Genomic DNA, 12178 nt, shown 5'->3' with positions numbered 1-12178 from the left:
AGGACTCATCATGTTTACTGCACTTTTCTCGTCCGTTGAATCCGGACTGATATATGCCATCATGGCGCTCGGAGTATACCTTTCATTTCGAATATTGGATTTTCCAGACTTAACAGTGGACGGAAGCTTTGTAACCGGAGCTGCCGTCTGTGCAGCGATGATTGTAAATGGCATTAATCCTTTCATTGCAACGCTTGCAGCTCTGCTTGCAGGGTTTGCGGCAGGCTGTCTGACAGGCATCCTTCATACGAAAGGAAACATTAACCCGCTGCTCGCCGGTATTTTAATGATGATTGCCCTGTATTCCATCAACCTGCGGATTATGGGGCAGTCAAATGTCCCTCTTCTTCAAGAAAGCACAGTGTTTACGTCTTTGCTTAATGGGTGGAATTCACTCGGAATTGATTCTTTTATGCAATCATTCTTTCTTTCTATCGGTCTTGAAAACTTTATTCCAAAAACGTGGTCGATATTGATCGCAATGCTGATCCTTATAGTCATCATTAAGTTTGTCTTGGACTATTTCCTGAAAACAGAAGTCGGCATCGCCATCCGTGCAGTCGGCGATAATGAAAAAATGATCGCAAGCTTTTCAGCTAATACAGATATGATGAAAATTATCGGTCTTGGTTTATCAAATGCGCTTGTCGCTTTTTCAGGAGCATTCATTGCCCAGTATTCAGGATTCAGTGATGTCGGAATGGGAATCGGGATGATCATTATCGGTCTTGCTTCCGTCATTATCGGAGAAGCTCTTGTTGGGATAAAAACGATTATCCGGGCAACACTCGCGGTCATTATCGGAGCCATCATCTACAGGATGATTATTGCCCTTGCTCTCAGAGCCGATTTTCTTGAAACAGGCGACATGAAAATGATTACCGCAGCCATCGTCATTGCGGCGCTGGTTGTCCCGCAGCTGCTCGCTAAACGGAAGCGCAAAAAAAGCCTGCATCGAAAGAGAGGTGTCAAAATTGCTTGAATTGAATCAGATACAAAAAGTATTTAACGAAGGCTCGCCTGATGAAAAAAAGGCTTTAAACGGCCTCTCTCTTTCTCTTCATAAAGGTGACTTTGTCACTGTCATTGGAAGCAACGGTGCAGGAAAATCGACTCTTTTGAACATCATTTCAGGCAGAATGTTCCCTGATGAAGGAGATGTATCCATAAATGGAAAAAACGTCAGCTTCGTCCGCGAACATAAACGCGCAAAGTATATCGGGCGTGTGTTCCAGGATCCAATGGCAGGAACTTCCCCCGCTTTGACCATTGAAGAAAATCTGGCTATTGCTTACTCCCGTGTAAAAAAGCGGTCTCTGCGGCCCGGTGTTACCGCCAAACGCAGAGAGTTTTTCAAAGAACAGCTTGCCTCCCTTGGTCTGCGGCTTGAAGACAGGCTGTCCGCAAAAGTAGGTCTGCTCTCAGGCGGAGAAAGGCAGGCCCTCTCCCTGCTGATGGCGACGTTTACTGATCCTGATATTCTTCTGCTAGATGAGCATACAGCTGCACTTGATCCGGCACGTGCTGAACTGATCACACAGCTTACAAAAAAGCTGGTTACAAACGGCAGCCTGACTACCCTGATGATTACTCACAATATGCAGCAGGCAGTTGATCTTGGAAATCGCCTGATCATGATGGACGGCGGCCGCATCATCTATGAAGCAGAAGGCGAACAGAAGAAAAAACTGACAGTAGCTTCACTCTTAAATGAGTTTTCGAAAATTAAAGGAAATGGCTCCCTTTCTGATAAAGTAATGCTGAGTTAGAAAAGCGGAGCCGACTGGTTAGCTCAGGCATGGCAGATAAGAATTCCCCTGAAAAGTCCGGGTTTGACTTTTCAGGGGAATTTGTTCTGACCGAGGGGTTAGGAGGTGGAGCTAGACACCCCGAAAATCGGAACCGCCCGTTCTGGCCGAAGAGTTGGGCGGTGGAGCTGGACATCATGAAAAGCGGAGCCGCCTGTTTAGCTCCTTAACCTTACCTATCATTCTTGAAAATTTCAGGATTAGCTTTCCTCCTTTAGTGGTAAATGCTTACTAACCACACTAAAGGAGATGGACGAAGATGGAACAAGAAAAACGCACCTATTTTGTTGATATTGCAAGTGGAGAAATCCTTGAAAACCCGGTCGAATCCAGTCCAAGCTTTAAAATTTCCGCCAATCAATCGGAGCTGAATGAATTGAAATCGTACTATAGCGATAACAGCGCAGCGGATTTTAAAACGTTCCAGCGCGCACAGGTTCCATTTCGCGAATATCACCATGACGCAGAAAATAAAGAGTATGATGACTCCATGAGAAAAATATATGCCATGATCTACATGCTTGGAGACTCAGAAGCAAGACGCCATATTGAAGAGAACGGCATATTAAAAGACAATCATTCCAACAACCCTGATGAAGTAGAAAATTTTAAATAAGCATAAGGTCCATTGCTCCCTAGGCAATGGACCTTTTCTTTGTTCAGCTGATCGCTTCAAGCTGTTCATATAACCCCGCTATCAGCTTTTCTTTTTCTTCCTTCAATCTGTTCAGCTCCATCAGCTGCTCTAGTTCAGACAGCGAAAGCATCTGTTCTTCGATACGGAACAATTCGGTTTCATGCTGTTCAATCTGCCTTTCAATTTCTGTTGATGCTGTCACCTTCTTTACTGCGTTTGTTTTTTTTGGTTCAGGTTTTGAGACCATTTTCGCTGCCTCTTCCTTTTTATCCAAAAGACCTCTCATCTTTTCCCTGGCCCATGAGTAATTGCCGTCAAATGCATGCAGCTGTTTGTTAGACAGCCAGAATGTTTTGGTGAAAAGTTTATTGAGAAAATACCTGTCATGCGAAACAGCAAGGATGGTGCCTTCAAATTGCTCAATCGCCTCCTCGAGCACTTCCCTTGAATCAATATCCAAATGATTGGTCGGTTCATCCAGAATGAGAAAATTAAGATCCTTCTGCATCAGTTTAGCAAGCTGAATCCTCATTCTCTCACCACCGCTCGTGTTTTTCATTTTTTTAAACACCGCTGGTCCGTAAAACAAGAATTTCGCTAAAATATGGCGGGCGTCATCTTCTGCCACAGACAAATCTTCTCTGAAATAATCAATGATTGTAACTTCTGAATCTGGAAGGGATAGCTGCTGTGAGAGATAGCCGATTTTCACACTGCTGCCGATCCGTACTCCTTCATCATCAGGCACATGTTCTCCCATGATAAGCTTTAGCAGTGTTGACTTGCCCGAACCGTTTTCCCCGACAATTGCGGCCCTTTCCTTATAAATAAGCTCCAGGCTGACATTACCAAACACCTGTCTATTGCCAAAGGTTTTTGTTACATTTTCAAAGGTCAGCACTTTTTTGCCGCTCCGGTCCGTTCCGTCAAAATGAAGATTCATTTTCCTGTGGGTTAAAATCGGCTTTTTTACTTTCTCCATTCTCTCAAGTGCACGCTCCATATTCCGCGCACGTTTATGAAGCCCCTCATTTGGAGGATTGGCCTGATTGGCCCATTCTCTAAGCCTTTTAATGGCTTCCCGCATTTTTTTAATCTTTTTTTGCTGATCCTGGTAAGCCTGAAATTCTGCCATCAGCCTCTTCTGTTTTTCCGCAATAAAACCGGAATAATTATGATGGTAGACTGTGACCTCTCCATCTTCTAAGTCGATGATTTTTGCAGCCGTTTCATCTAAAAATGTGCGGTCATGGGAAATGACAACAACCGTCCCCTTATATTCTTTTAAAAAGCTTTCAAGCCATTCTACAGCCGCTATATCAAGGTGATTAGTCGGCTCATCCAGCAATAGGATCTGGGGGGCCTGCAGCAGCATCAAACCAAGGGCAACCTTTGTTTTCTCTCCGCCGCTGATATGGTCAAAATCAGCGGTCAGAAGCGGCTGCAGCTGCAGTCCGTTTGCAACGGCGCTGATTTTGGCATCCATCTCATACCCTCCCAGATTTTCATACTTTTCCTGGCAAATGCCATATCGTGCAATGGCTTTTTCCAATTTATCAGGATCTTCTGTATCAGACATTTCTTTTTCCAGCTGGCCAAGTTCGTTCGTTAGCTGATGCAATTCTGCAAAAGCCTGTCTCAGAACCTCGTCAACCGTAGTTCCTGGAGGGAACATAGGAATTTGGGCAAGATATCCGACCTTCATTCCTTTTTTAATTGAAATTGTTCCTGCGTCAGGCTGCTCAATTCCTGACAAACATTTAAATAACGTTGTTTTTCCCGTCCCATTTCGGCCTACAAATCCGATTTTTTCATTTTCGTTTATTTCGAATGATAAATTTTCAAAAATAAGCTGGCTTCCATATGATTTAGATAATTGGTGTACTGAACAGATTGTCATTAATAACATCTCCTTTAATAAGTAAAGCGGAACCGCCCGTTTAGCGCAGGCATGACAGATAAGAATGCGTCAGAAAAGTCCGGGTTTGGCTTTTTTGATGCATTTGTTGGCAAAGGATTTAGGCGAAGGAGCTAGACATCGATGTGCATAGCTCTGTTCCTGCATAAAACGAAAAAAAGACCAGAAAGAAGCAGTTTCCTGCTTATCCTGGTCAATCGAAAAACGGAACCGCCGTGCTCAGCTCCAAGGGGCAGATAAAGATCCGGGTGAAAAGTCCGGATGACTTTTTTTGCGGGGCTGTTCTGACCGGGAAGGCAGGCGGTTCGGCTAGTCAATGTTGACATAAAAAAACGGAGAGCGAGTAAGCTCTCCGCATCCCTTTAAATGAATGGATAAGAGAATCTTCTTAACGTTTGATAGTGCCTATGCAATTAGTAAAAAAGGGCATACGTATCCCGTTGATTACAATTGCATGAAAAATTGCACGACATAAATAAAGATATGACAACTCTTTACCGTGCGACACTTTCAAACTCATCATCTCTTATCCACCTCCGTTCCTGTAGTTATTTCCAGTATAACCGATGACTGTCAAAATTATCAATCAATTTTTCAGAATACATTTATTTGCAGCATATGGAAAACATAAACCTGAGATAAAGGAGGAATACCCTTGAAAAATCAGAACTCAAAACTGCCTCAATTTCCAGAACCTTACTGGAGAGATACTGCTAAGCTGCCTTCTTATCAGAAACTCTCCAAGCATTTAAATGTGGATGTGGCGATTGTCGGAGGCGGAATAACCGGGATTACTGCTGCCTATTTGCTTGCAAAAGAGGGAAAGTCGGTGGCTCTGCTCGATTCGGATGTATTGATAAATGGGACAACCGGCCATACAACCGCAAAAATAACGGTTCAGCACGACATCATATATGACGAACTTATTCAGCACTTTGGCGCAGACGGAGCAAAGCATTACTACGAAGCTAATAAAAGCGGTCTTGACTTCATTCGAAAAACGGTTGAAGAAAAGAAGATTGACTGCGGGTTCTCAGACGAAGACGCCATTCTTTATGCCGTTTCAGATGACTCACTGAAAAAACTGCATAAAGAAAAAGAAGCCTACGATACTCTGGGCATTCCTTACGAATACACAAATTCAATTCCGCTTGAGATTGACATCCAGGGTGCGCTGATCGTAAAACATCAGGCTCAGTTTCATCCATTGAAATATTTACATACCCTGCTTCAGGAAATGTCCCAGTCTGGTGTTCAAATTTTTGAAAACACAGCGATTATTGATGTAAAAGGAACAGAAGAAGAACCGAAGCTGATTACAAATGAAGGGTTTGAAATTACCTGTCAGCACGTCATTGCGGCATCGCATTTTCCTTTTTTTGATGGGAATGGATTTTATTTTGCAAGAATGTATGCAGAGCGTTCATACGTACTGAGTGCTAAAACGGAGAAGCCATATCCTGGAGGCATGTATTTAAGTGTGGATGAACCTAAACGGTCTCTCCGTTCAGCCGGAAGCGGAGAAGAACAACTCGTCATCATCGGCGGAGAAGGCCATAAAGCCGGACAAGTAAAAGATACGCATAAGCCTTATGAAAACCTTGAATCTTTCGGTGAAGAAGTTTTCGGCATAAATGATATCACACATAGATGGTCAGCACAGGATTTATACACTCTAGATAAGGTGCCTTACATCGGAAACCTCACTTCAAGCCATAAAAACATGTATACAGCAACAGGCTTTCATAAATGGGGCATGACAAACGGAACCTTTGCAGCCCTTATGCTGAGAGACCTGATTGTAAAAAAAGAAGCCCGCTACCTTGATCTCTTTACACCTTCCCGCTTTCAATCCGATCCGAGTGTAAAAGAGTTTCTGAAACAAAATGCGGACGTAGCCAAGCATTTAATCTCAGGCAAGCTCAAGCGTCCATCGAAAAAGCCTGAAGATCTAAAAACAAACGAAGGCTGTGCCGTCATGTTTCAGGGAAAAAAGGCCGGTGCCTATAAAGATGAACATGGCGTCCTTCACCTCGTTGATACAACCTGCACTCATTTAGGCTGCGAAACGGAGTGGAACAGCGGCGATAGAACATGGGATTGTCCATGTCACGGCTCAAGGTTTTCTTACAGCGGTGAAGTGATTGAGGGTCCTGCAGATAAGCCTCTTAAAGTGCTTGATGCAGAATCTGAATAGAATTTTATAAAAATGAAGCAGTCAGGAAAAACAAGATTTTTCCTGACTGCTTTTTTTCTGTGAAAATGTGACTGCAGTCCCGGTATTGTTACCGCTTTTAATGATTTAAAGCATAAATAGCAGCGGCACTCACCTTAGTGCTGCCACTTCTAACGGATCAATCCACCAAAAATGGCGGCACTCGCGACACTGATGCCGCTTATAAGTTTACAAGTCTCTAAAAAAGTCTGCACTTATACCTTTTTAACAAATTCAGATTTCAGCTGCATGGCGCCAAAACCATCAATTTTGCAGTCGATATCATGATCTCCATCTACTAAACGGATACTCTTTACTTTTGTCCCTATTTTGATGACGGATGAGCTTCCTTTTACTTTAAGGTCTTTGATGACGGTAACAGAATCCCCATCGTTTAAGACATTTCCGTTTGCACCTTTAACTGTCTTTTGTTCTTCCGGATTTTCAGCTTCCGCATCTTTCGTCCACTCATGAGCACATTCTGGGCAGATAAACAGAGTGCCGTCTTCATAAGTGTAAGCTGATTGGCATTTTGGGCAATTTGGCAATTCGTGCATGTGGTTCCCCCCCATTTTTATGCATAAAAAAAGACTCCCGGCATGGGAGTCCTTTCGTTCAATTACTTTTGAACGTTAGCAGCTTGTGGTCCACGAGCGCCTTCAACGATTTCGAAAGTAACTTCTTGGCCTTCTTCTAAGCTTTTGAAGCCTTCGCCTTGAATAGCAGAGAAATGTACGAATACGTCTTCTTGACCTTCTGCTTCGATGAAACCGAAACCTTTTTCTGCGTTAAACCATTTAACTTTACCTTGTAACATGTGTGTATCCTCCTCGTGCGTCGTCCGCACAATTGTATTACTATCCCTGCTCTAGATAATATTCTTCAAGACGAATGCCTTTTTAATCATATTACGAACAAAAATAATTACTCTTATTATAGCAAATTAGGCCTCTGCCCGCAACCGTTTCTCATATTTTTTTAGGCTCATAGCCAATCTTTTCAGGTAACTTCGAAATGTGTCGCCTTTCTTACAATTTGGCAATCTGCTGTCCATAGACTCCTAAAACATATTAAGATGAAAGTTCTAATAAAATTTAAGATAGCGGGTGTGGAACATTTTATATTACCGGACGCTTCGGAATCATGAACAGAAACCGTGGGTTACGTTTATCCACGGAGCCGGCGGAAGTTCTGCCATATGGTACAAACAAATACGCGAATTTAAAAACCATTTTAATATCCTGCTGATTGATCTACGCGGACATGGGAAATCAGAAAAAGGCATGTGGAAAAAGGGCGATAATTTCAATGAGATTGCACAGGAAGTCATTGACGTCCACGATCATCTTAACATCAGCTCTTCTCATTTTGTAGGCATTTCCCTTGGTACAATTGTCATCCAGTCCATTGCAAGGCAGAGGCCTCGTCTCCTGTCTTCCATGCTGTTAGGCGGAGCGATCACTAAACTGAATGCTTTTACCCGCTTTTTGCTCATTCTCGGCAACCTCGGAAAACGGATACTGCCCTACATGTGGCTTTATTCTTTTTTTGCCTGGATCATCATGCCTTCCCCAAATCATAAAGAAGCGCGATCCATGTTTATCACTCAAGCAAAAAAAATGTGCCAGAAGGAGTTTATTCACTGGTTCTCACTGACAAGATTTGTAAACCCTTACTTAATGGAGCTTCAAAAGGATTTTCACCAGATCCCGACTCTCTTTGTAATGGGTGATGAAGACCACTTATTTTTGTCTGCGGTTAAGGAAATTGAAGCTGCACATAAAGAAGTCAAAGCCATTTACATAAGAAATTCCGGCCACGTCTGCAATATCGACCAGCCTGAACAGTTTAATGCAGCTGCCATACAATTTATAAAAGAAAAGCATTCTTTCAAGCTTGTTATATAAAAAACGCCTGGACTTAGTTAGTCCAGGCATTTTTTATATAAGATGAAAACTGAGGCATCATGCTCAGTGTTTTGTCTATGGATCAAACTTTCCTCTACTTATGATTGACGAAAAAATACTGAATTGCCTGTTTCAATTTCCCTTCAGCCTGTTCAATATAAGCTGCAGCCTGTTCCTGTGAAGACCGAGTAACCGTCATAAAGATCGCTTCTTTTAAGTTATATTGTGTTTGATGCATGGCAGTTACAGCTGCTTTTGCTTCAATTCCCGTCAAATCCATTAATATATTTTCAGCCCGCTTTTTCAGTTTCTTATTAATGAGCTGCATATCAACCATTTCATTTTGATAAACTTTTCCGAGACGGATCATGACTGCAGTAGATATCATATTCAGCGCCATTTTCTGGGCAGTGCCTGCCTTCAGTCTTGTTGAACCTCTAATGACTTCAGGACCCGTATTTAATTCAATGGCCGCATCACTTATAGCGGAAACGTCCGTATTCTTATTGTTGCTGATTGAAACGGCGTATGCACCTGCCTCTTTTGCATATGACAGTCCGCTAATAACAAACGGTGTAGAACCGCTGGCAGTCAGTCCGATTACACAATCAGAAGCATTTAACCGATAGGTTTCGAGTTCATTTCGAATAACGTCCGCATCATCTTCAGTCTCCTCAAGGGGCTGCCACATCGCTTCATTTCCGCCTGATACAATGGCCGTCCATCTGCCGGGTTCTGCTGAAAAAGTTGGTCCAAGCTCCACAGCATCGAGCATGCCTACTCTGCCGCTGGTTCCCGCTCCAATAACAAAGACTCTGCCGCCCTCATTCCATCGCTTTACGACTGCATCAACCGCTTTGGCAATTTCAGGAAGAGCTTCATTTACTGCCGCTGTAATCGCTGCATCTTCTTTGTGCATCATTTCCACAATCTGAAGGGAATCCATTTCATCAATAAGCGAAGTCTTCTCATTTCTCTCTTCAGTAGGTTTACTCGCCATTATAATCGCTCCATATCAATCGTGAATTTATAGCGATCTGCGCGGTAGACAGACCTGACGACCTCAAGCGGTTTGTTGGTATCGAGCGTTGTTCTCCGTTCAATCAGCAGGACTGGTGCCCCTTCCGCTACTTCGAGCATTTCAGCCTCCGTTTTTCTGGCAAAGGAGGCTTCAAGCACTTGCCGGCCGTACTGGATCTTTAATCCAAGCTTGTTTTCCACATAATCATAAATGGAGTTCACTGCTATCTCTTCTGTAAGACCGTGTGCAAGCTCTTTTGAGATATAAAGCATTTCATAGGCCATTGGAAGCTGATCAGCAAGTCTCACCCGTTTCAGCTCAAAAAGAGGAGCTCCCGCTTCAACATCAAGTTTAAGAGCCAGATCAGTACTTGCTTCAACCTCTTTAAAACTGATGACACGTGTGCCTGGTTCAAGTCCTCTTGATCGCATATCTTCAGAAAAACTTGTTAATCCCTGAAGCGGCTGCTCGATTTTTTGATGGGCAACGAAAGTCCCCTTCCCGCGCTGCCGGTATAAATACCCATCATTCACCAGATTCGAAAGAGCCTGTCTCACCGTCATCCTGCTTATTCCATACTTTTCAGCGTATTCCCTTTCAGAAGGAATCATTTCACCAGGGACTAATTCCTGCTGTAAAATGGCTTCTTTAATCCCCTCTTCAAGCTGATAATAAATTGGGAGCGGAGAATTCTTTTGAATCATTTTGCAAACATCTTCCTTTCATCTTGATGCAATTTTGACAAAGCTTCTTGATCGGCAATGATGATTGTATTCGGGTGCTTTCTTAAAATGGTTGCCGGTATGGAGTTGGTTACATCAGAATGAAACAGATCATATAAAATGGATGATTTTTGCAGGCCTGAAGCGAGCAGCAGGATTTTTTTACTTTTCATAATAGAAGCAATCCCCATTGTTACTGCATGAGTTGGTACATCTTCAATTGTATCAAAGTAACGTGCATTTGCCTCTCGGGTAGACTGCTCCAAAGCTACTAAATGAGTATTTGATTCAAACGAACTTCCAGGTTCGTTAAATCCAATGTGCCCATTTTGACCGATGCCAAGCAGCTGAAGATCAATTCCGCCGAATTCTTCAATTTTCAGGTCATAGTTCCCGCATTCCGCTTTCATATCATGTGCTTCTCCGTTTGGAAGAAAAGTTTGAGAAAATGGAATATTAACCTCATCAAAAAAGTGTTTTTTCATATAAGCATGATAGCTGTTTTCATCTTCCTTTGATAAGCCGGCATATTCATCAAGATTGAATGATTTCACTTGCTGATAGTCTGTTTTGTTTTGCTGATGATCCAGAATCAGCTGCTGATAAGTGCCGAGGACCGTGCCTCCAGTTGCCAGACCAAGCACAGAATCGGTTTTTGACTTGATTTGATCCAAAATGACCTCTGCTGCAAGCATACTCATTTCATGATAATCTTTTGCTTCAATTAGTTTCATTGTTCAACACTTCCTGTGAAAGAGATTTTGCCCCTGCAATATGTCATCAGCACTTCGCAATTTTCATCAAGTACGACGATATCAGCATCTTTCCCGCTTGATAAACTGCCTTTTCGATCATATACGCCGACTTGTTTAGCAGGATTTACCGATGCCATTTTCACAATCTCTTCAAGTGAACAGCCGGAATAATTCATCATGTTCACTGCCGCATCTCTGAACGTTAAAATACTTCCTGCAAGAGTTCCATCTGCAAGAGTGGCCCTGTCAGAATCAACCGTTACCTCTTGTCCGCCAAGGTCATATTTGCCTGCACCAAGACCTTTTGCTCTCATCGCATCTGTAATTAATATCGTTCCCTCACTGCCTTTTACTTTATAAGCAAACTTCACCATTTCAGGAGAAATATGAATACCATCCAAAATCATTTCAGTTTTCACATCATCCATCATCAGTACAGTACCAGCTACCCCTGGTTCCCTATGGTGAATGCCTCTCATTCCATTGAAAAGATGTGTAGCGTGGTTCACGCCGTTTTCAACAGCCTTTTCAACTTCTGAATAGACAGCATCACTGTGGCCAATTGAAGCCGTAATCCCAGCAGATGTCAAATGGCGGGCAAGCTCATACCCATTCTTGCGTTCCGGTGCAAGTGTGACCAGTTTAATATGATTATTTGCTTCTTCCGCCCATTTCTCAAAAAGATTGATTGATGGTTCAATGATATTGCCCGGCGCCTGTGCGCCTGCACGTTTAGGGTTCAGAAAAGGACCTTCTAAATGAATACCGAGCACTTCGGCTCCATCCTTATTTTCATGATCGATATAATCAGCTGCATTCTTCAGCGCATCCGAAATCTGCCCGCGATCCGCTGTCATCGTTGTTGCGAGATAACTCGTTGTCCCTTCTTTTGGAAGAGCTCTGCTCATGGTTAAAATCGCTTCTTTCGTCGCATCCATCACATCTGCACCATCAGCACCATGGATATGAATATCAATAAAACCAGGCAAAATAGAAGCCTTGCCTTTAAGATTAATCACCTTATCATCAGCTGCAGGTTCCGGCATTTCAGCCAAGTCGCCAGCTGCACTAATTTTATTTTCTTCAATAAGAATAAAACCGTTTTTGAAAACGACTTCACCTGTATATAACTTTGCGTTCATTAAATAGGTTTTCTGCATGGTTCCAGCTCCTTGCATCTATACTCATCCTTACT

General features: G+C 42.8%; 13 protein-coding genes. 5 read left to right on the top strand and 8 right to left on the bottom strand.

The annotated features are described in order from the left end of the window. Positions 1 to 10 precede the first annotated feature (10 nt). From ABEQ24_RS01765 to ABEQ24_RS01755, 3 genes are all read left to right on the top strand, one after another. Entirely contained in the window at positions 11 to 982 is a 972-nt protein-coding gene (locus tag ABEQ24_RS01765; protein WP_430005157.1) for an ABC transporter permease, read from the top strand. After that, on the top strand, positions 975 to 1769 hold the full coding sequence (locus ABEQ24_RS01760) for an ABC transporter ATP-binding protein (protein ID WP_430005156.1): 795 nt from the start codon (positions 975 to 977) through the stop codon (positions 1767 to 1769). The genes ABEQ24_RS01765 and ABEQ24_RS01760 overlap by 8 nt, the downstream gene beginning before the upstream one ends. 298 nt (positions 1770 to 2067) lie before the next feature. Beyond that, the gene (locus tag ABEQ24_RS01755; protein WP_430005155.1) at positions 2068 to 2424 is read left to right on the top strand and encodes a hydrolase; all 357 of its coding nucleotides are present in this window, start codon (positions 2068 to 2070) and stop codon (positions 2422 to 2424) included. A 43-nt stretch (positions 2425 to 2467) separates the two neighbouring features. Here the strand turns inward: ABEQ24_RS01755 and abc-f are convergent, their stop codons facing one another. Beyond that, positions 2468 to 4345, bottom strand: a complete 1878-nt coding sequence (abc-f, locus tag ABEQ24_RS01750) for a ribosomal protection-like ABC-F family protein (protein WP_430005154.1) — start codon at positions 4343 to 4345, stop codon at positions 2468 to 2470. A 406-nt stretch (positions 4346 to 4751) separates the two neighbouring features. After that, positions 4752 to 4886 carry an RAxF-45 family protein gene (locus tag ABEQ24_RS01745; protein ID WP_420828836.1) on the bottom strand — a complete coding sequence of 45 codons (135 nt, stop codon included), beginning with the start codon at positions 4884 to 4886 and terminating at the stop codon, positions 4752 to 4754. A gap of 132 nt (positions 4887 to 5018) precedes the next feature. Here ABEQ24_RS01745 and ABEQ24_RS01740 point away from each other — a divergent pair, with 132 nt between their 5' ends. After that, on the top strand, positions 5019 to 6560 hold the full coding sequence (locus ABEQ24_RS01740; RefSeq protein WP_430005153.1) for an FAD-dependent oxidoreductase: 1542 nt from the start codon (positions 5019 to 5021) through the stop codon (positions 6558 to 6560). A gap of 233 nt (positions 6561 to 6793) precedes the next feature. On the opposite strand, the gene ABEQ24_RS01735 is transcribed toward ABEQ24_RS01740, so the two are convergent. Continuing rightward, complete coding sequence (locus ABEQ24_RS01735; protein WP_430005152.1) at positions 6794 to 7135, bottom strand: zinc ribbon domain-containing protein YjdM; 342 nt, start codon at positions 7133 to 7135, stop codon at positions 6794 to 6796. Positions 7136 to 7197: 62 nt separating this feature from the next. Then, positions 7198 to 7395: a cold-shock protein gene (locus ABEQ24_RS01730; protein WP_029281940.1), complete on the bottom strand. Its 198-nt coding sequence runs from the start codon at positions 7393 to 7395 to the stop codon at positions 7198 to 7200. 289 nt (positions 7396 to 7684) lie between these two features. Between ABEQ24_RS01730 and ABEQ24_RS01725 the strand changes: the two genes are divergently transcribed. Next, positions 7685 to 8485 (top strand): alpha/beta fold hydrolase, encoded by an 801-nt coding sequence (locus ABEQ24_RS01725; protein ID WP_430005151.1) that lies wholly within the window; start codon positions 7685 to 7687, stop codon positions 8483 to 8485. Between the two features lie 94 nt (positions 8486 to 8579). Here the strand turns inward: ABEQ24_RS01725 and murQ are convergent, their stop codons facing one another. The 4 genes from murQ to nagA are packed head-to-tail and all read right to left on the bottom strand — an operon-like array spanning position 8580 to position 12143. Further along, a complete protein-coding gene (murQ, locus tag ABEQ24_RS01720) occupies positions 8580 to 9485 on the bottom strand; it encodes an N-acetylmuramic acid 6-phosphate etherase (protein WP_430005150.1) in 906 nt (301 codons plus the stop codon). Continuing rightward, positions 9485 to 10210, bottom strand: a complete 726-nt coding sequence (locus ABEQ24_RS01715; protein WP_430005149.1) for a GntR family transcriptional regulator — start codon at positions 10208 to 10210, stop codon at positions 9485 to 9487. Before ABEQ24_RS01715 ends, murQ begins: the two co-directional genes overlap by 1 nt. Next, positions 10207 to 10962 (bottom strand): glucosamine-6-phosphate deaminase, encoded by a 756-nt coding sequence (nagB, locus tag ABEQ24_RS01710; protein ID WP_430005148.1) that lies wholly within the window; start codon positions 10960 to 10962, stop codon positions 10207 to 10209. Before nagB ends, ABEQ24_RS01715 begins: the two co-directional genes overlap by 4 nt. Further along, positions 10959 to 12143: an N-acetylglucosamine-6-phosphate deacetylase gene (gene nagA / locus ABEQ24_RS01705; RefSeq protein ID WP_430005147.1), complete on the bottom strand. Its 1185-nt coding sequence runs from the start codon at positions 12141 to 12143 to the stop codon at positions 10959 to 10961. The genes nagB and nagA overlap by 4 nt, the downstream gene beginning before the upstream one ends. Between the last annotated feature and the right edge of the window lie 35 nt (positions 12144 to 12178).

The organism is Metabacillus idriensis, assembly GCF_050483325.1.
GTDB lineage: Bacteria > Bacillota > Bacilli > Bacillales > Bacillaceae > Bacillus_P > Bacillus_P idriensis_A.
Note: the sequence above shows the minus strand (reverse complement) of the source record. Positions and strands in the feature narration are given on the sequence as shown.